Below are 19,254 nucleotides of genomic sequence, written 5' to 3' on the forward strand. Positions count from 1 at the left end.
GCGGGGCTTTCTGGTGAGAAAGCCGAGTAGTATCGGACTTTGTGGAAACTGCCATCATGACGCTTTTTACAGCGCTGTCGGGCCAACCGGCCACCCTGACTGACTCGGCCGACGGCCGCCATCAACGCGTGTACCAGCAGTTGTACAACGAGGCGCAGGGTTGCGAGGCGCTAGCACGGGAATTCTTGCTGGCGCAATTGGCCCAGGTGCAGGACGTGCCCTGCGAATTGCCCGACACGCCCGAACAATTGCCTGCGTGGGTCGAGCAGCGCTGCGCCACCGTGGCCCGCGACTACGCCGACTACCTTGAGCAACGCCAGCAGGGTCAGCCACGGCGCTACTTCCAGAACAAGGCTCACGCGTTGTACGTGTTGCAATGCGTGGCGCCGACCAAACAGGTCGATGGCGCCTGGCTGTACGGGTTAGTGCGCTATTGGCAGGACCAGCGCTTCGATGGGCTGCTGACCACCTACCTCGAAGAACTGGGCGACGGCGAAGCCGCGCAGAACCATGTGGTGATCTATCGCAAGCTGCTCAGCGAGCACGATGCCGATAGCGAAGCCGGCGTCAAGGATGACGACTACCTGCAAGGCGCCTTGCAACTGGCGCTGGGCCTGTGTGCCGAGGAGTTTCTGCCGGAAGTGATCGGTTACAACCTGGGCTATGAGCAATTACCCCTGCACCTGCTGATCACCTCGTACGAGCTGAGCGAGCTGGGCATCGATCCTTATTACTTCACCCTCCACGTCACCATCGACAACGCCAGCAGCGGCCACGCGGGCAAGGCCGCGCAGTCGGTGTTGAACCTGCTGCCGCTGGGCGAGGGCAGGGAGCAGTTCTACCGCCGCGTGGCCCGCGGTTATCAGCTCAATGACCTCGGGCCGGGCACCACGGCCGTGATCGAACGCTTCAACCTGCAGGAGGAAGTCGTGGCCATGCTTGAGCGTAAGCGCACGTATGGCCAGCACATGCATTCCGATTACTGCCGCTTCGAGGGCAAAACCGTCAATCAATGGCTGGCGCAGCCTGGGCAGATCGCTGAGTTCCTCCAGGCGCTGCAAGACAAAGGCTGGATCAAGCGCAACCAGGACCCTGCCGACAGCCGTTTCTGGCAACTGATCGAGGGCGCCGGTGCGGCGATGTTCGGGGTGTTCAGCGGCGCTGAAAAGCAGCTGCTGCACGACTGGATTGCCGGTGACTGGGTCAGCGGCGAGCGCGTGCCGCCTGCACGGCCGGGGCGCGGCAGCCGTTTTTCCCGGGAGCAGCACCGCCCGGCCGATCCGGACACCCAGGCGCTGGTTGAATCACTGTGCAAGCTGCCCGATGAACAGCAGCTCAATGCGCTGATCCCGTGGATGTCGGCGCGGCGCCATTGCGCTCCGGCCGGGCTTTACGCGACGCGGCGCTTTATCCAACTGCGCGCGCGTCTGCGCTGAGGAGGGTCGTTCATGTCTGCACAGCAGCTCGTCGATCGCACTTTGTTGAACCTGGGCCGCGGATTGAAAGAGAACGGCTACCGGTTTATCACGCCGACGCCCCTGACCCATGAACGGGTCTGCCAGCGCCTGGCAACGCCGCTGGCGATGACCATGCGCGATGTGTTCGGCTGGTCGCTGCCATTTGATAACGCGTTGTTGCCAGAGGCCTTTCGCGAGGAATTGCAGCAAGCGCAGGTGATCGAAAAACACGACGCCCTGTGGCGCAGCACCGTGCGCTGGTCGAGCCTGGACGAATTGCTGTTCGCCCACTCGCCGTACCCGACCACACAGGCCGACGCTGTGTTTTTCGGACCCGACAGCTACCGGTTTGCCCACGTGATCCAAGCCTATCTGCAACAGCGTTTCGACCCTGTGCGGCGGGCGGTCGACATCGGTTGCGGCGCGGGTGTCGGTGCATTGGTCATCGCCCGCGCCCGGCCTGACGCTGACGTGCTGGCGTTGGACATCAACCCCCGCGCCCTGCGCATGACGGCAGTGAATGCCGAGCTGGCGGGCCTGGCGAATGTCAGCGCCTACCACAGCGACATACTGGCCAGCGTCGACGGTGAATTCGACCTGATCGTTGCCAATCCGCCCTATATGAATGACCCGCATCAGCGCGCCTACCGCCACGGTGGCGGTGCCTTGGGCGCGCAGTTGTCGGTGCGTATCGTCAGCGAGTCCCGCGAGCGCCTGGCCCTTGGCGGCAGCCTGGTGCTCTACACGGGCGTGGCGATGGTGGCCGGTGCCGATCCCTTTCTGGAGGCGATCAAACCGCTGGTGGCCAGCGCTGACTATGGCTGGACCTACCGCGAAATCGACCCTGACGTCTTTGGCGAAGAGCTTGAAAAACCCGGCTATGAGGGCGTCGAGCGAATCGCCGTGGTGGCGCTCACCGTCACCCGGCTGCGCTGAAGCTTGGCGCGCGTCGGCGGCGACCACTGATCGGCTGTGGCCATACTTCGACGGAACACTTGCAGCCACCGCGCACCTTAATCAATAACCCTCTCAACACCCTCTCAAGAACAGGAGTGCAGAGCATGCGAGCGATGACTTTCCAGGGCGCGCACAAAGTGCAGGTCGATACGGTGCCCGATCCGATCATTGAGCAACCCGACGACATTATTTTGCGCGTCACCGCCACCGCCATTTGCGGCTCGGACTTGCACCTGTACCGCGGCAAGATCCCGACCGTCGAGCACGGCGACATCTTTGGCCATGAGTTCATGGGCATCGTCGAGGAAACCGGGCCGGCGGTGACAGCCGTGCAGCGCGGCGACCGCGTGGTGATTCCGTTCGTGATTGCCTGTGGCGACTGCTTCTTCTGCCAACTGCAACAATTTGCCGCCTGCGAAACCACCAATGACGGGCGTGGCGCGATCCTGAATAAAAAGGCAATCCCGCCGGGTGCCGCGTTGTTCGGCTACAGCCGTCTGTATGGTGGCATTCCCGGCGGCCAGGCCGAGCTGGTGCGGGTGCCGAAAGCCAACACCGGGCCCTTCAAGGTGCCTGGGCTGCTGGCGGATGAAAAGGTCCTGTTCCTCTCGGACATCCTGCCGACGGCCTGGCAGGCGGTGACCAACGCCGGCATCGGCAAGGGCTCCAGCGTTGCGATCTACGGCGCCGGCCCGGTAGGCCTGCTCAGCGCGGCGTGCGCGCAGATGCTTGGCGCCGAGCAGATCTTCATGGTCGATGACCATCCCTATCGCTTGGCCTATGCGCAAAAAATGTACGGGGTGATCCCGATCAACTTCGAAGAAGATGACGACCCCGCCGACACCATCATTCGCCAGACCGCCGGCATGCGCGGGGTCGATGGCGTGGTGGACGCCGTCGGGTTCGAAGCCAAGGGCAGCACCACCGAGACCATCCTCACCACGCTCAAGATCGAAGGCAGCAGCGGCAAGGCCTTGCGCCAGTGCATCGCCGCCGTGCGCCGTGGCGGGGTGGTCAGCGTGGCCGGGGTGTATGCCGGGTTTATTCACGGGTTCATGTTTGGCGACGCGTTCGACAAGGGGCTGACGTTCAAGATGGGCCAGACCCATGTGCATCGCTTCCTGCCGCAATTGCTTGAGCACATCGAGCTGGGGCATCTGAACCCCGAGGCGATCGTCACGCATCGGTTGTCGCTGGAGCAAGCTGCGCGCGGCTATGAGCTGTTTGACAAGGCCGAGGAGGAGTGCCGCAAGGTGATCCTGCTGCCGGGCATGGATGAGCGGCCGATTGTCGAACCGCTGGAAGAAGTGACGCCCGATCTACGCCTGCAGGGCGTTCCAGGCTTCTAAACCAAACGCAGCGCAAACCGGGAGGGGGCAAGCCCCTCCCGCATTCACGTCAGGCTGACGCCTGCGGTTGGATCTGCAGCACGCCGTCCACGTCCTTGACCAGCCCACTGGCCACAAACAACGGCGCCACGCGCTTGTGCAATTGCGGCTCGACGAACTCCTTGACCGTGTCCAGCGCCAGCTCGCCACTGAGCGGAAGCTCGGCCTTGGTGTACGACAACCAGGCTTTTTTCAGCATCGTCAGCACATCACTGCCCGCAGTCGAGGCAAAGCGGCGGTGGCTGGGTTTGCCGTCGAAGTTGAAGCTGTGCTGGTACGCGTAGCCGGTTTCGTCACCGTTGCTGGCGGCGCAGCGTACGCAGGTGCATGGGCCGTCGCCGAACGCGCTGCGCAGGTAGGCGTTGAAGTCCACCACGGGCTTGAGTGACAGGCGCTTATCCACCTCGAACAGGTCCCCGGTCATTTTATCGTCAGTGTTCAACGTCCATTTCCTCGCAGGTCGGCAGGTGCATTTCAAAGCGCGGCACAATACCAGCCGAGCGGCGCCCATGGGGATTTTTTGCGCGAAAGGTACTCGCTTCAGTGTCGACGTCCATTCGCCAATAGCCTTGTTAGAGTTTCCCCAATCAACCTCCACGGGACACTCATATGCGCACTCACACTTCTATCTATAACCACGGCGTGGCCTGGGAAGAGGGCAACAGCGTCAGTCAAGGCTACAGCGTCAACGGTACGATTTTCATCGCCGGGCAGTTTTCCCACACGCTTGAAGGTGAATTCGTCGACGGCGACGCCGCAGCGCAAACACGTAAAACCCTCGAAAACCTCGACCATGTGCTGGCAGGCTTTGGTGTCGGACGCTCGAACATCGCCGCCGTGGATATTTACCTGGTGCACGCCAAGCGCGATTTCGAGGCAGTGGTGGCGGTGTGGAAGGCCTACATCGGCGCTCATCGCCCAGCTGCCACGCTGGTGGGTGTGAATTACCTGGCCTCGGACGCGCAAATTGTCGAGATCAAGGCCGTCGCCCACGCGGATTGATCAGCCCGGCAGCTGCTCGGCCAGCAAGTCGATGAAACGCCGGACTCGCGGTTCCAGGTAACGCTTGCTTGGGTACATGGCCATGATCTCCACATCGCCTGCGTCCAGGCCGGGCAGTACCGCTGCCAGCCGCCCGCTGGCCAGGTCGTCGGCGACCAGGAAGTCCGGTAGCAGGGCGATCCCCATGCCAGCCACGGCGGCGTCACGCAACGCCTCGCCGCTGTCCAGGCGCAGGCGGCTATGGCCGGGGGCCTTGAACCATTGACCCTGTTCGTCACGAAAGCGCCAGCTTTGTTTGCGCGTCCGGCTGCTGAAATACAGGCAGTCATGGTGGGCGAGGGCGTCCGGGTCGCGGGGTGTGCCGTGTTCGGCCAGGTAGGCCGGGGCGGCGCACAGCAAGGCTCGATAGCGCGCCACCACGCGGGACACCAGTTGGCGGTCGGCGTGCTCGCCGCCGATACGAATCGCCAGATCGAAGCCGTCCTCGACGATGTCGGCCATGCGGTCGGTGAAGCTCACTTCTACCTGCACGTGCGGCCAGGTTTTCAAATAGGTGTCGAGCAGCGGCAGGATCACGCGGCGCCCGAAGGCATCCGGCAGGGTGAGCCGCAGTACCCCGCGCGGTGTGCCGCTGGGCTGGCCGATGGCCGTTTGCGCGGTGTCGACGGCGGCCAGAATCTGCACACCTTGATCGTACAATGCTCGGCCTTCATCGGTCAGGCTCAGGTTGCGCGTGGTGCGGTTGAGCAGGCGCACGCCAAGGCTGTCTTCCAGACGCATGACCGCCTTGCCGGCCGCCGAGCGCGTAAGCCCCATGGCCTGGCCGCCCGCGACAAAGCTGGCACCGTCGACCACGGCCATGAAGATCAACATTTCATTGAGGTTGGTGCGCAGCATCGAGCGACTCGCGATGGAAGGGCAGGCGCGCAATATAGCAGTTCAGCGCTGCTGATTTATTGCATAAGAATAGAGCTATATATTCTTTTCGTGTCTTAAAAAACGCCGCTAGGCTTCATCACCTTCCCGAAAACGCGGCAGATCCCCCATGACTTTCAAGCGTTCCCCCTTGACCCTATTGGCTGCGTCGCTGGCCGCTGCTGGCAGCTTGCTCAGCCCCGGTGCCCAGGCCGAAGGCAAAATCAGCATCGCCCAGCAGTTCGGCATCGGCTACCTGATCCTCGACGTGGTGCGCGACCAGCACTTGATCGAGAAACACGGCAAGGCGCAGGGGCTGGATATCCAGGTGGAATGGAACAGCATCTCCGGCGCCACGGCGATGAATGAATCGCTGCTGGCGGGTGCGCTGGACGTGGTATCGGCCGGTGTGCCGCCGATGCTCACCTTGTGGGACCGCACCAAGGGCAAGCAGAACGTCAAGGCCATCGCTTCCCTTGGTTCGATGCCCAATTACCTGCTGACCAACAACCCTAATGTGAAGACCCTCAAGGACTTCACCGAGAAAGACCGCATCGCCGTGCCCGCTGCCGGTGTGGGGTTCCAGTCGCGCACTTTGCAGATCGAAACCGCCAAGCAGTTTGGTGATGCGAATTATAAGAAATTCGACGATATCTCCATCAGCCTGGCTCACCCTGATGCCACGGCGGCGTTGATTGCCGGTGGTTCGGAGATTAATTCGCACTTCTCCAGCCCGCCGTTCCAGTACCAGGAGTTGCTCAACCCTAACGTGCACAAGGTGCTCAGTTCCTACGACATCCTTGGGGGGCAGGCTACTTTCAACGTGCTTTACACCACTGAGAAATTTCACGACCAGAACCCCAAGACCTACAAGGCGTTTTACGACGCGCTGGCTGAGGCTGAGACGATTATCAAGGCCGATAAACCGGCCGCGGCCAAGGCGTATATCCGTGTGGAGCAGTCCAAGCTGCCGTTGGACCTGGTGGAGAAAATTGTCCAGGACCCGGAGATCGATTTCACCATCGTGCCGCAGCGGACCTATATCTATGCCGAGAAATTGCAGGAACTGGGGGTATTGAAGAACAAGGCGGCGAGTTGGAAGGATTACTTTTTTGAAGAGGCTCATGGTGGGAATGGGAGTTGAGGGGGGGCTGATGGCCGGCGTTTGGTCGGGGGCATATCCGTTGCTGCGGTAACGGCCGCTTAGGGTTCCGCTCTTACAGCGGGTCACTTTTGGCAAACGCCCGGAATGCCGGCCCAGCCAAAAGTAACCAAAAGGTCTTTGCCCCACCACTCGGCACCTCGCCTGGGCTCGGTGTGCCCTCACTCCGGCTTGAATCCGTGGGCCGCCGTGACGGGCCATCCATGGCCCAACACGGCTAACCCGGCGTCCTGCCGGGTTACCCACGGATTCAAGCCTGCGTTCGGCCAGCGTGGTTGACGGGGCCTGTCAGATCAAAGTCAAAAGCAAGATCAAAAGCAGAGCATGGCGGCCTGGTAGCCGACCTGAGTGGTTGAAGCAAAAGCGGATCAAAAGCACAGCAACACACTTCTATCTGATGCACAGAGATCCAAATGTGGGAGTGGGCTTGCTCGCGAAGGCGGTGGTTCAGTCAGCTCATGTGTCACTGACCCACCGCCTTCGCGAGCAAGCTCGCTCCCACAAGTTGACCGAGTTCAGCCTCCAGCACCGCACTGCTTGGCTTTTCTATGGGAGCTGGCTTGCCTGCGATGCAGACACCTCGGTGTATCAGGCACAACCCGTTGATGCCATCGCAGGCAAGCCAGCTCCCACCTTTGACCGAGTGCAAACGACACCCATCTATCTGATGCCCAGAGATCCAAATGTGGGAGCGGGCTTGCTCGCGAATGCGGTGGGTCAGTCAGCTCATGTGTCACTGACACACCGCCTTCGCGAGCAAGCCCGCTCCCACAAGTTGACCGAGTTCAGCCGCCAGTACCGCAGTGCTTTGCTTTTTTGTGGGAGCTGGCTTGCCTGCGATGCAGACAACTCGGTGTATCAGTAACACCCAGTTGATGCCATCGCAGGCAAGCCAGCTCCCACCTTTGATTGGGTTCAGCTCTCAGAATCAGGTCGGCTGTCAGGCCGCCTCGCCTTCGCTTTTGATCTAACCACTCAGGTCGGCTACTAGGCCGCCGTGCTCTGCTTTTGATCTTGATCTGCTTTTGACTTTGATCTTAGGCGCCCCGTTAAACCACGCTGGCCGAACGCAGGCTTGAATCCGTGGGTAACCCGGCAGGACGCCGGGTTAGCCGTGTTGGGCCATGGATGGCCCGTCACGGCGGCCCACGGATTCAAGCCTTCGTTCGGGCACACCGAGCCCAAGCGAGGTGCCGAGTGGTGGGGCAAGAGCCCTTTGGTTACTTTGGGGCTTTTCCAAAGTGACCCGCCGTAAGGGCGGAACCCAAATCAGCCATCACCCAAACAACGGATATGTCCTCAATAACCCCCCAAAAAAACATCACCGAAAAAACTCCCCCGGTGTCGCATCAAACTGCTGCCGAAACGCCGCAATAAACGCCGATGTCGACTCATACCCACACCCCAGCGCCACATCCGTAACCCGCTCCCCCTGCTCCAGGGCAGGCAACGCACTCAACAACCGCAACCGCTGACGCCAAGCCCGAAACGTCAGCCCGGTATCACTCAAAAACAACCGACTCAACGTCTTCTCACTCACCCCCAGCCTGCGCGCCCAGTCCCCCAAGGTCGTCTGCTGCTCCGGATGCAGATTCAAACTGCGATAAACCTGACGCAACCGCGGGTCCAGGGGCAAGGGCAGCATCAAATCCACCTGCGGCGCAGCGGCCAACTGGTCGAGCACCACTTGGGCCAGGCGCCCATCCGGCCCGTCCTCGGCATATTCCACCGGCAACTCACTGAAACTGCGGATCAACTCGCGCAACAAACTGCTCACCGCCAACACCTGACAACGCTCGGCCGCCCAGGCGGTGACGCTGCAATCGATGTACAGGCTGCGCATTTCCGTGTGCGGCGAACTGAACACCCGGTGCGGCACGCCCGCCGGGATCCACACCGCGCGCTGGGGCGGGGCGACGAAGCGGCCGACGCTGGTCTGGATCTCCAACACCCCGCAAATCGCGTAGGACAACTGCACCCACGGGTGGCTGTGCCGGCGGGTCAGCGCGCGATTGGGCAGCGACTCCGTGCGCCCATACACGGGCCTCGGCAGGCTGGAAAGCCCGGGCACACTGCGGCGGACGGACTTGTCATGTCCTTTAGGCGGCATTTACTGGCTCATTGGCGTTAGTCGGTAACAAGCCGTTACGTTAGAGTCGCAGCGATGCTCTTGGCAACCCCTGGAAGATTTGCTTATGACCCGCCCGCGTTTTCTGCCTGACAACTTCACCCTGACCCTGATTGCCACGGTGATTCTCGCTTCCCTGCTGCCCGCCAGCGGCCAGACCGCCGTGGCCTTTGGCTGGGTGACCAACCTGGCGATCGCGCTGCTGTTTTTCCTGCACGGCGCCAAGCTGTCGCGCCAGGCCATCGTCGCCGGTGCCGGGCACTGGCGCCTGCACCTGCTGGTGTTCAGCCTGACCTTTGTGCTGTTCCCCTTGCTGGGCCTGGCGCTCAAGCCGGTGCTGTCGCCGCTGATCGGCAAAGACCTGTACATGGGCATGCTCTACCTGTGCGCCTTGCCGGCCACGGTGCAATCGGCGATTGCCTTTACGTCGCTTGCGCGCGGCAACATCCCGGCGGCGATCTGCAGTGCGGCGGCCTCCAGCCTGTTCGGCATTTTCCTCACGCCGCTGCTGGTGACGCTGCTGCTCAACGTTCACGGCGACGCGGGGTCCACCGTCGACGCGATCCTGAAAATCAGCGTGCAATTGCTGTTGCCGTTTATCGCCGGGCAAATCGCTCGTCGCTGGATCGGCGATTGGGTTGGCCGGAATAAATCCTGGCTGAAGTTCGTCGATCAGGGCTCGATCCTGCTGGTGGTTTACGGCGCGTTCAGCGAAGCGGTCAACGAAGGCATCTGGCACCAGATCCCAGTGTGGGAGTTGGGCGGCCTGGTGGTGGCGTGCTGTGTGTTGCTGGCCCTGGTACTGGTGGCGTCCACCGTGCTGGGCAAGGCCTTTGGCTTCAACCAGGAAGACCGCATCACCATCTTGTTCTGCGGCTCGAAAAAAAGCCTCGCCACTGGCGTGCCGATGGCGCAAGTGCTGTTCGCCGGCGCGACCATGGGCGTGTTGATCCTGCCGCTGATGCTGTTTCACCAGATCCAGTTGATGGTGTGCGCGGCGCTGGCGCAACGCTACGCCAAGCGGCCGGAAAGCATCCCCGAGATGATGGGGCAGGTGGATCCGTGATCTAGATCACACCCTTGGCCGAATCACCTCAAGTTAACGCCCGGCCAGACGACTCCTTTGGTGAGAGCCCAATAAGGAGTGTCGGCATGAGCGTTAAAGGTATTTCGGTGTTTGCAGGGCTGTTTTGCCTATGGGCCAGTACCTGTGGTGCGGCGCAGACTGTAGGGCAGGGCACTATCCAGTTCACCGGCGCAATCGTCGAGCCAGGGTGTGCGACAAATGCGCGCAGCGGTGCGGTGATGGAGTTGACCGGCTGCGCCCCTTCCAACCGCGGCAGCCGCTTCGAAGTGCGCAGTCTGACGCCGGTGGCCAGCGTCGATGCGGCCCGGGTGAAGCTGGTTGCCGACAGTGGCGCCGGGCGTTATTACGACCAGCGCTACCTGCTGGTGGACAGCGCCGGCACGCCGATTGTGTCGGGCAACTATGTGATCACCATGACCTCGCCCTGAACCTCAGAGCGACGATGCGCGTCAACAGCGCGACGAGAAACCTATAGAATGCTCGGCGGCGGCGCTGTTCTGCGTGGCCGTTGGATCACCGTCAGAGTACCTCGCCCGCCAATGAGCATTTCAGCCGCAACCCCCCAAGCCAACTGGCAACCGGTCATCGCCCTTGCTTTGGCCGCGTTTGTGTTCAATACCACCGAATTCGTCCCCGTCGGACTGCTCAGCGCCATCGGCGCCAGCTTCGACATGCCCATCGCCAGCGTCGGCCTGATGCTCACTATCTATGCCTGGATCGTCTCGCTGACGTCGCTGCCGGTGATGCTGCTCACACGTAACGTCGAACGGCGCAAGTTGCTGATCGTGTTGTTCGGCTTGTTTATCGCCAGCCATATTCTCTCCAGCGTTGCCACCAGCTTCGGCTTGCTGATGGTCAGCCGCATCGGCATCGCCTTGTCCCACGCGTTGTTCTGGTCGATCACCGCCTCCCTGGCCGTGCGCCTGGCGCCGCAGGGCAAGCAGGTGCAAGCCCTCGGCCTGTTGGCCACCGGCACGTCACTGGCGATGGTCCTGGGCATTCCACTGGGCCGCCTGCTCGGCGAAGCCATGGGCTGGCGCACCACGTTTCTGGTGATCGCCGCCTTTGCCGCGGCCCTGGTGTTCTGGCTGGCGCGCACCTTGCCGCTGCTGCCGAGCCAGAACTCCGGCTCGTTGCGCAGCCTGCCGATGCTGTTCAAGCGCCCGGCATTGGTGGCGCTGTACGTGCTCACCGCCATGGTGGTGACGGCGCAATTCACCGCCTACAGCTACATCGAACCCTTCGTCGAAGGCGTTGCCGGCCTGAGCGGCAACGTGGTCACGCTGTTCCTGCTGGTGTTCGGCGGCGCGGGCATCATCGGCTCGCTGCTGTTCAGCCTGGTGCACCGTTTCAACCCGCACCTGTTCGTGGTCAGTGCAGTGTTCCTGCTCGCGGCATGCCTGGCGCTGATGCTGCCCTTGAGCGGCGCCGAGTCCTACCTCGTCGGCCTGAGTGTGTTCTGGGGCATGGCGATCATGGGCTTTGGCCTGGCCATGCAATCCAAAGTGCTGGTGCTGGCACCCGACGCCACCGACGTGGCCATGGCGATGTTCTCCGGCATCTACAACATTGGCATCGGCGGCGGCGCCCTGATGGGCAGTTGGGTTGGCAGCCACTTCGGCTTCGCCTGGATCGGCGCGGCGGGCGGGTTGCTCGCGGCAGTGGCGCTGATCGGCTACTGCCTGGCGATTCACCGGTATGGGCAGGGCGTGGCGCGTAGCAGTTGATGTGTTGGTCACTGATGACTTGAAACAATCAAAGGATTGAACCCGTGAGACACCTCGTCGTTTTAGGTTTTCTGTTTTTACTCAGTGGTTGCGTCACCAACCAACTGCATTTTGCTCCGTACTCCACCGAGGCGGAACTCGCCGCGATAAAAGCGCGTGTGATCCAGGCTGACGTTGTGCACGTTTCCGGCGGGGAGCGGTGCACACGTTGCTCGGAGTCGAGCAAGGTTGTGTGGCATGCGGCCAATTACAACGTCGGGCTCTATGAAGGCTTCGCCAACGTGCCGGTCGATGACTGGACCGAATTCACCCGGCAGTCGATAGGCGCGGTCCCGGGGTCGGCGCTGAAAACCGACGTTGAAATCGATCGAGTCTTTGTTAAAACCTTTAACTCACCAGACTATTACGCGTGCGAAGTCAGGCTCTCAGTGGACATCGGCGGCGCTCGTTACGCGGGCCGCGCGCGTCTCAAGCTCAAGCAATCGGGGCAGAGCCTGGTAGGCCAGAACGCTGCCACGCTTAATTCCGAGGTGCTCGGCACGGTGAGTCTGGGATTGAAAGCGGCCTATATGGATGCCGTGGATCAGTATAAAAACGTGCATTGATCCGTCGACACGGCGGGTAGCGACCCGGTGGCTCTGGGACGCAGAAAGAAATGAAGGGTGGGTGAGACCACAGAAGACCACCGCAAGTTGCCCATACGCGTGGCGTGGAATAACACCCTGCAGGTGGAGAACATCATGGAAGGCTGGCTGCCAGAGAAAGACCCTCGATAACCTGTCAGGGCGCGGCCCTGGAAGCATTTTTTTGCTGAGCAGCCGACGGGCAAAACGCTGCACATTCGATAAAACCAGACAATCCTTACAGGGCGTTTTGACGCCCATTGCTACCGTCGCCCCGGGCCTGCCACATCCCGTGGTGACGGCGATTGCCACGACCTTGAACAACAGGGCGTAGCACTTGGAATGCAAGGGAGTCGATTGTGCAAAAACGTTTGACCGCAGAGTTTCTAGGTACCTTCTGGCTGACGTTCGGCGGCTGTGGCAGCGCCATTCTGGCGGCGGCCTTTCCGGAACTGGGCATTGGTTTTGTTGGCGTTTCGCTGGCGTTTGGTCTCACCGTGCTGACCATGGCCTACGCGGTGGGCGGTATCTCTGGCGGGCACTTCAACCCGGCGGTGACCATCGGTTTATGGGCGGGGCGCCGTGTTCGCAGCGTTGATGTGCTGCCCTACATTGCGGTGCAGGTGTTCGGCGCGATGCTTGCCGCTGCGGCCTTGTACGAAATTGCCAGCGGGCAGCCGGATTTTGCGGTCGGCGGGTTTGCCGCCAACGGTTACGGTGCGCTCAGCCCAGGCAAGTTCGATATGCTTGCCGCCTTGCTGGCCGAAGTGATCGCCACGTTTTTCTTCGTTCTGATCATCATGCGCGTGACGGCGGCGGGTGCGGCGGCGGGCTTTGCGCCCATCGCCATCGGCCTGGCGCTGACCTTGATTCACCTGGTCCTGATCCCCGTCACCAACACCTCGGTCAACCCGGCCCGCAGCACCGGCCCGGCGCTGTTTGCAGGCGGCGAATACCTGTCGCAGCTCTGGCTGTTCTGGCTGGCGCCGATCGTCGGCGCAATACTCGGTGCACTGACCGCTCGCGCGCTGGGTGAACGCGACTGAAGGGTGCTCGGTGTCGAAGAACTTTTTGGTCGGCGGCGGGCCTATCTATAACGCCGCCGTTTGCCCATTTTCTTCGGAGCCCATCGCCGATGTCACGTTCATTGCTCAAACCCGCATTCTTCACCGGTATTTGCACCCTGATGCTCAGCCTTTCAAGCCAGGCCGCCAGCTTTGATTGCGCCAAGGCCAAGGCCGCTGACGAAATTGCCATCTGCGCCAACCGCAGCCTGAATGACCAGGACGTCACGATGGCGTTGCTCTACGACCTGAACAAGCACTTCATGGCCATGGGCGGGCGCGGCTCATTGATGGACGGGCAGGCGGACTGGCTCAAGCAGCGGCGCGCGTGTGGCGCGCGGCTGAGCTGCCTGAGTGATGCCTACACCCAACGGATTGGCATGTTGCGCGGGTTTATTGATGAGCGGGTGATGACGAAGGGGCCGTTCTGAATCACGTCGAACACACAGCCTTTGAATGATTGCCGTGGCGAGGGCGCAGGCTCTCTCGCCACGGCAATCGGGCGTCCTGTTACAACGCCGCCAGCACCGCCTCCAACTTCTCCTGATCGCGCGCGAACTGCCGAATACCCTCGGCGAGTTTTTCCGTTGCCATCGCATCTTCATTCGACGCCCAGCGGAACTGCGCTTCGGTCAATTGCTGACGCACTTCACCTTCAGCGCCCGGCACCAATTTGCGCTCCAGCGTACCGTTGTCTTCATCGAGTTTGTGCAGCAAGTCGGGGCTGATGGTCAGGCGGTCACAACCTGCCAGTTGCTCGATCTGGCTGAGCGTGCGAAAGCTTGCGCCCATGACCACGGTCGGGATGGCGTTGGCCTTGTAGTAGTTGTAGATACGGGTGACCGATTGCACGCCCGGGTCTTCGGCGCCGGTGTAATCCAGGCCCGTACTTTTGCGGTACCAGTCGTAGATGCGGCCTACGAATGGCGAGATCAAAAACACCCCGGCATCAGCGCACGCCACGGCCTGGGCGAAGGAGAACAGCAGTGTGAGGTTGGTCTGGATGCCGGCTTTTTCCAGGCGTTCGGCAGTGCGGATGCCTTCCCAGGTGGACGCCAGCTTGATCAGCACGCGCTCGCGGCCGATGCCGGCCTGGTCGTACAGGGCGATCAACTGGTTGGCCTTGGCCCACAGTGCGTCTTCGTCAAAGGACAACCGCGCGTCGACTTCAGTCGAGATGCGCCCGGGAATGACCTTGAGAATGCCCGCACCGACCGACACGGCGAAGTGATCGCAGGCCAGGCCGACGTCGCCCTTGGACAGGTTCACGGCAGTGCGCAGCAGCTCGGCGTATTCCGGGATGGCGGCGGCTTTAAGCAGTAACGACGGGTTGGTGGTGGCGTCGACCGGACGCAGGCGGCTGATGGCTTCCAGGTCGCCGGTGTCGCAGACCACGGTGGTGAATTGCTTGAGTTGTTCGAGCTTGGACGTCATGAGCGGCGGTCTCCAGGAAGTGGGATGTGGCGCAGCGCTGGGCGGCACGGGACACCCGTTGTACCACTTCCCGGGCGGCTTGTTTACCCGCGCGCCATGCCTTTACGCCTCTGGGAAGCCGACTTTCTGTGGCCAGCGGTTCTGGAAAACCTGCACATCCAGTTGTTTGAACAACCCTCCATGCGTAAACGGCTCGGCCGCCAGCCACGCCCTTACATGGGCTTCATCGTCAAAGTCCACCACCATCAGCGAACCCACGGGTTCGCCTTGGGCGCCGAGCAACGGCCCGGCAAACGCAATGCGTTCGGCAACTGTTCCCAGGTAGGCGCGATGGCTGGGCAGCAGCGCGGCGCGCTGCTCGGTCACGTTAGGTAGGTAGAGTGCATGGATGGCGAAAATCATGCGCGATGACCTGATCAGCAAAAGAGGAGAAGCCCTTTATGCGGCAACCCGTGGGGGTTGCCAAATGAAACTTTTCACGGCTGCCAGGTCTGCACATCCTGGGCATCCACCGCCTTGGGCAACAAGCCGGCCTTGAAGAAGGCATCGGCGATCCTCTGCTGCTCACCCAACTGTTCGACCGTGACCGGTTGCACCTCGTAACTGCGGTGCGCGTTGGCGGCTTCCACCGTGGCCACATCCAGGTTGCCCCACAGTGGGCCGAGTACTTTCGCCGCGTCCTGTGGGTGGGTTTTTACCCATTGACCGGCTTTTTCCAACTGCTCATACACACGTTTCAAGACCTCGGGATGCGCCTTGGCGTAAGGCGTGCCGGTCAGGTAATAGCGCTTGTAACTGGCAAGGCCTGCGCCGTCGGCCAGGGTGCGGGTCGGCAGTTGACGCTGCACGCTGGTGAGGAACGGTTCCCAGGTGACCCAGGCGTCAACCTTGTTGTTCTCGAAAGCCGCGCGACCATCGGCCGGCGACAGATAGGCCGGCTCGATATCCGAGAACGCCAAGCCGGCTTTGGCCAGTGCGGCGATGAGCAAATAGTGAGTGCCGGCGGCCTTGGTCACCGCGATTTTCTTGCCTTTCAAATCTGCCAGCTGCTGGATCGGCGAGTCCTTGCGCACCACGATGGCCTGGGCTGAAGGCGAGGGCGCTTCCTGGGCGAAGTAGGTGAGTTCGGCCTGGGCGGCCTGAGCGAAGATCGGCACGGTGTCGGCCACGTCGGCGCTGATGTCCACGTTGCCCACGTTCAATGCTTCGAGCAGCGGCAGGCCGCTGGGGAATTCATGCCAGCTCACGTCGATGTGGTCGGCCTTGAGGGCTTTTTCAAGCGTGCCCTGGGTTTTCAGCAGGGTGATCAGGGTCGAGGATTTCTGGTAACCGATGCGCACGGTTTCCTGAGCCTCGGCGCTCACCGCAGCGCAAAAGGCCAGCAGCCCGAGGACAACGGCGAGGGGACGACGAATAGACATGGCGCGCTCAATCTTCAGCGAAATAAGACCAAGCTTAAAGTTCTAAAAAGCATTCGATAAATACTCTTTCGGTCTGAGCTTAGGGCGCTTTTAACGCGTTCCGACGAATTGGGCATAACCATAGAATTATAGGGTTCTTTCATAATTAGCCGTTCTTAATATAATCGATTTCGCTTGTCTGCCAGGCTTTATGGGGTCTTTTGGCATAAGCAGCTTCCTTCAACTCACCTATGCCAAGGCCTTCCATGACGTTGAAACAACTGATCCTCGCCGCCAGCCTGCTGTTTGCTGCAGCGGCGGCCCACGCCGAGCAGACCCTGGACATCAGCTACCAGCGCTCGTCGACGCTGTGGATCCTGCTCAAGCAAAATGGCCAGCTCGAACAGCGCCTCAAGCCCTTGGGTTTCACCGTCAACTGGCATGAATTCAGCACCGGCCTGCTCAGTTCCTTGAACGCCGGCAGCGTCGATTTGCACGCAGACGTGGCTGACGCCTTTGCGCTGTTCACCCAGGCTGCCGATGCGCCGCTGACGTATTACGCCCAGGAAAACTCATCGCCCGGCGCCCAGGCAATCATCGTCCAGGACGCATCCCCGATCCACAGCATCGCCGACCTCAAGGGCAAGACCGTGGCCGTGTCCAAGGGCTCTGGCAGCAACTTTCTGCTGATCTCGGCGCTGCACAAAGCCGGCCTGACGCTGGCCGATATCACCCCGCGTTACCTTGAGGCGCCCGACGGTGGCGCTGCATTTTCAAATGGCAGCGTGGATGCCTGGGTGATCTGGGACCCGTTCTTTGCCACTCAGCAGCTTGAGCATCACGTGCGTGTGATCGCCGATGGCAACGACGGCCTGGCCAACTACAACCGCTTCTACCTGGCGACCACACAATTTGCCAACGCGCACCCGGATGTGCTGCAAATCACCTTCGATACCCTGCGCGATACCGGCCAATGGGTCAAAGCCCATCCCAGGCAAGCCGCTGACATTCTTGGGCCGCTGTGGGGCAACATCCCACCGGCCACGGTGGAGCGCGCCAATAGCCGGCGCAGCTACGACATCATCCCGGTCAAGCTGCAAAACCTTGCCGAACAGCAACGCATCGCCGACACCTACTACGCCGCCAAGCTGATTCCCAAGCCGCTGAACGTCTCCGATATCACCGTGTGGACCCCCAAACCATGAGCCGCCAGATCCATTTGTCAGCCTTCCTCCTGAGTGGGCCGGTGGTGCACAGCCACGCCGTGTGGCGCCACCCCGAAACGCTCGGCAATTACCTCGACCCCGACTACTACTCGCGCATCGCCAAGGTGGTGGAGGAGGGCCTGTTCGACTTCCTGTTCTTCGCCGACCGCCTGGCCGTGGGCGACCAGATGGGCGGCTCGCGCGAGTTTGCCTTGCGCTACGGCGCCCAGGACGCCACGCGCCTGGACCCGTTGCCGATTCTCTCCTACCTGATAGGCCAGACCCGCAAGCTGGGCCTGGGCGCGACGCGCTCGACCACCTATTACGAACCGGCACACATCGCGCGCGAATTTGCCACCCTCGACCACCTGTCCAAGGGCCGCGCGGCGTGGAATATCGTCACGTCGATGAATGACAGCGAAGGGCGCCTGTTCGGCAAGGACAAGCACCTGGAACACGACCTGCGCTACGACCGCGCCGATGAGTTTGTCGAAGTCGCATTGAAGCTCTGGAACAGTTGGGGCAAGGACGCCCTCAAGCTGGACCGCGAACATGGCGTGCTCGCCGACCCGGCCTTGATCACGTCGGTGCAGCATCAGGGCGAGTGGTTCAAGGTCGAAGGCCCGCTGAATATCCCGCGCACGCCCCAGGGCCGTCCGGTATTGATTCAGGCCGGTTCGTCCGGGCGCGGACGGCGGTTTGGCGCGCGCTGGGCCGAGGCGATTTTCACCATTCACCCGCATTTGAACGCGATGCGCGCCTTTCGCGATGACGTGCGTGCCCAAGTGGTGCAGCAAGGGCGCGACGCCGACAGCTGCAAGGTGTTGACCGCGGTGATGCCGTTTATTGGCGGCAGCGAGGCCGAAGCCCGTGCCAAGCGCGATCGGCACAACGCCCTGGCACGCCCTGAGCTGGGGCTGGTGACACTTGCTTCGCAGCTCAATGTGGACCTGTCGCCGTTCCCGCTGACGGCCACCCTGGCCGAGGTTGCCCGGTCGCCACTGATCCCTGCCGCTGCAGCGGAAAAGCTGTTGATGCAAGGGCCTGAAATCACCCTGGAACAACTCGGCCGCATTTTCGCCAGCAGCGTACGCGTGCCGCAACTGGTGGGCACTGGCGCGCAGATCGCCGACCAGTTGGCGGAGCTGTTCGAGCAAGGTGGCTGCGACGGGTTTGTGATCTCACCGGGCTATCTGCCGGGTTCGTTCACTGAGTTTGTCGAGAGCGTGATTCCGCACTTGCAGCGCAAGGGGTTGTTTCGTACCGCCTATGCAGGCTCGACGCTGCGCGAGCACCTGGGGCTGGCTGATCTGGCGACCTGACACCGCCTTGATGTGGCGAGCGGCGCTGTCGTGGCGAGCGGGAGTGTGTTCAGTGACCGGCCGGCCAAGGTTCAGGCGCAATTGACGATTGATCGGCCGTATCCTCGGCATCGGGATGATGCGTATCTGTTGGGGTTGCGGCGGGAGATATTGGGGTTGCTGGGGTTGGGCGGGCTGTCAGATCGAAGTCAAAAGCAAGATCAAAAGCAGAACACGGCGGCCTGGTAGCCGACCTGAGAGGTAGAAGCAAAAAAGCACAGCAACACACTTCTATCTGATGCACAAAGATCCAAATGTGGGAGCGGGCTTGCTCGCGAAGGCGGTGGGTCAGTCAGCTCATGTGGCACTGACCCACCGCCTTCGCGAGCAAGCCCGCTCCCACA

Annotated in this window: 19 protein-coding genes; 13 read left to right on the forward strand and 6 right to left on the reverse strand. The window is 61.7% G+C overall.

From position 1 onward, the window contains the following. Positions 1-56 precede the first annotated feature (56 nt). The 3 genes from AACU78_RS11515 to AACU78_RS11525 all read left to right on the forward strand — a co-directional run bounded on the left by AACU78_RS11515 (position 57) and on the right by AACU78_RS11525 (position 3,763). Positions 57-1,436: an iron-containing redox enzyme family protein gene (locus tag AACU78_RS11515; RefSeq protein WP_106580632.1), complete on the forward strand. Its 1,380-nt coding sequence runs from the start codon at positions 57-59 to the stop codon at positions 1,434-1,436. A 12-nt stretch (positions 1,437-1,448) separates the two neighbouring features. Then, positions 1,449-2,393: a methyltransferase gene (locus AACU78_RS11520; protein WP_106580633.1), complete on the forward strand. Its 945-nt coding sequence runs from the start codon at positions 1,449-1,451 to the stop codon at positions 2,391-2,393. Positions 2,394-2,518: 125 nt separating this feature from the next. After that, positions 2,519-3,763 (forward strand): zinc-dependent alcohol dehydrogenase, encoded by a 1,245-nt coding sequence (locus AACU78_RS11525; RefSeq protein ID WP_106580634.1) that lies wholly within the window; start codon positions 2,519-2,521, stop codon positions 3,761-3,763. Between the two features lie 49 nt (positions 3,764-3,812). On the opposite strand, the gene AACU78_RS11530 is transcribed toward AACU78_RS11525, so the two are convergent. Further along, on the reverse strand, positions 3,813-4,244 hold the full coding sequence (locus AACU78_RS11530; RefSeq protein WP_106580635.1) for a hypothetical protein: 432 nt from the start codon (positions 4,242-4,244) through the stop codon (positions 3,813-3,815). Between the two features lie 167 nt (positions 4,245-4,411). On the opposite strand from AACU78_RS11530, the gene AACU78_RS11535 reads away from it, so the two are divergent. Then, complete coding sequence (locus tag AACU78_RS11535; protein WP_106580636.1) at positions 4,412-4,804, forward strand: RidA family protein; 393 nt, start codon at positions 4,412-4,414, stop codon at positions 4,802-4,804. On the opposite strand, the gene AACU78_RS11540 is transcribed toward AACU78_RS11535, so the two are convergent. Further along, positions 4,805-5,701 carry a LysR family transcriptional regulator gene (locus AACU78_RS11540; protein WP_106580637.1) on the reverse strand — a complete coding sequence of 299 codons (897 nt, stop codon included), beginning with the start codon at positions 5,699-5,701 and terminating at the stop codon, positions 4,805-4,807. Positions 5,702-5,849: 148 nt separating this feature from the next. Here AACU78_RS11540 and AACU78_RS11545 point away from each other — a divergent pair, with 148 nt between their 5' ends. Beyond that, the gene (locus tag AACU78_RS11545) at positions 5,850-6,863 is read left to right on the forward strand and encodes an ABC transporter substrate-binding protein (protein WP_106580638.1); all 1,014 of its coding nucleotides are present in this window, start codon (positions 5,850-5,852) and stop codon (positions 6,861-6,863) included. Between the two features lie 1,339 nt (positions 6,864-8,202). On the opposite strand, the gene AACU78_RS11550 is transcribed toward AACU78_RS11545, so the two are convergent. Then, positions 8,203-8,991: an AraC family transcriptional regulator gene (locus AACU78_RS11550; protein WP_106580640.1), complete on the reverse strand. Its 789-nt coding sequence runs from the start codon at positions 8,989-8,991 to the stop codon at positions 8,203-8,205. Between the two features lie 85 nt (positions 8,992-9,076). Between AACU78_RS11550 and AACU78_RS11555 the strand changes: the two genes are divergently transcribed. The 6 genes from AACU78_RS11555 to AACU78_RS11580 all read left to right on the forward strand — a co-directional run bounded on the left by AACU78_RS11555 (position 9,077) and on the right by AACU78_RS11580 (position 13,941). Next, positions 9,077-10,075: a bile acid:sodium symporter family protein gene (locus tag AACU78_RS11555; RefSeq protein WP_106580641.1), complete on the forward strand. Its 999-nt coding sequence runs from the start codon at positions 9,077-9,079 to the stop codon at positions 10,073-10,075. Positions 10,076-10,161: 86 nt separating this feature from the next. Further along, positions 10,162-10,524: a hypothetical protein gene (locus tag AACU78_RS11560; protein ID WP_106580642.1), complete on the forward strand. Its 363-nt coding sequence runs from the start codon at positions 10,162-10,164 to the stop codon at positions 10,522-10,524. 111 nt (positions 10,525-10,635) lie between these two features. Further along, positions 10,636-11,823, forward strand: coding sequence for a sugar transporter (locus AACU78_RS11565; RefSeq protein ID WP_106580643.1), 1,188 nt, complete (start codon positions 10,636-10,638; stop codon positions 11,821-11,823). Between the two features lie 44 nt (positions 11,824-11,867). Next, positions 11,868-12,428 carry a hypothetical protein gene (locus AACU78_RS11570; protein WP_106580644.1) on the forward strand — a complete coding sequence of 187 codons (561 nt, stop codon included), beginning with the start codon at positions 11,868-11,870 and terminating at the stop codon, positions 12,426-12,428. A 377-nt stretch (positions 12,429-12,805) separates the two neighbouring features. Then, positions 12,806-13,492 carry an aquaporin Z gene (aqpZ, locus tag AACU78_RS11575; protein ID WP_106580645.1) on the forward strand — a complete coding sequence of 229 codons (687 nt, stop codon included), beginning with the start codon at positions 12,806-12,808 and terminating at the stop codon, positions 13,490-13,492. Between the two features lie 89 nt (positions 13,493-13,581). Beyond that, on the forward strand, positions 13,582-13,941 hold the full coding sequence (locus AACU78_RS11580; RefSeq protein WP_106580646.1) for a lysozyme inhibitor LprI family protein: 360 nt from the start codon (positions 13,582-13,584) through the stop codon (positions 13,939-13,941). 79 nt (positions 13,942-14,020) lie between these two features. Here AACU78_RS11580 and tal read toward each other — a convergent pair whose 3' ends face one another. The 3 genes from tal to AACU78_RS11595 form a co-directional block, all read right to left on the reverse strand. Further along, positions 14,021-14,944 carry a transaldolase gene (tal, locus tag AACU78_RS11585; protein WP_106580647.1) on the reverse strand — a complete coding sequence of 308 codons (924 nt, stop codon included), beginning with the start codon at positions 14,942-14,944 and terminating at the stop codon, positions 14,021-14,023. Between the two features lie 102 nt (positions 14,945-15,046). Then, a complete protein-coding gene (locus tag AACU78_RS11590; RefSeq protein ID WP_106580648.1) occupies positions 15,047-15,346 on the reverse strand; it encodes a YciI family protein in 300 nt (99 codons plus the stop codon). Positions 15,347-15,420: 74 nt separating this feature from the next. Next, a complete protein-coding gene (locus tag AACU78_RS11595; protein WP_106580649.1) occupies positions 15,421-16,365 on the reverse strand; it encodes an aliphatic sulfonate ABC transporter substrate-binding protein in 945 nt (314 codons plus the stop codon). Positions 16,366-16,610: 245 nt separating this feature from the next. Here AACU78_RS11595 and AACU78_RS11600 point away from each other — a divergent pair, with 245 nt between their 5' ends. After that, positions 16,611-17,549, forward strand: a complete 939-nt coding sequence (locus AACU78_RS11600; protein WP_106580650.1) for an aliphatic sulfonate ABC transporter substrate-binding protein — start codon at positions 16,611-16,613, stop codon at positions 17,547-17,549. Further along, positions 17,546-18,871: an LLM class flavin-dependent oxidoreductase gene (locus AACU78_RS11605; RefSeq protein ID WP_106580651.1), complete on the forward strand. Its 1,326-nt coding sequence runs from the start codon at positions 17,546-17,548 to the stop codon at positions 18,869-18,871. Before AACU78_RS11600 ends, AACU78_RS11605 begins: the two co-directional genes overlap by 4 nt. Positions 18,872-19,254: the final 383 nt, after the last annotated feature.

This window comes from Pseudomonas sp. R9.37, assembly GCF_963878885.1.
GTDB lineage: Bacteria > Pseudomonadota > Gammaproteobacteria > Pseudomonadales > Pseudomonadaceae > Aquipseudomonas.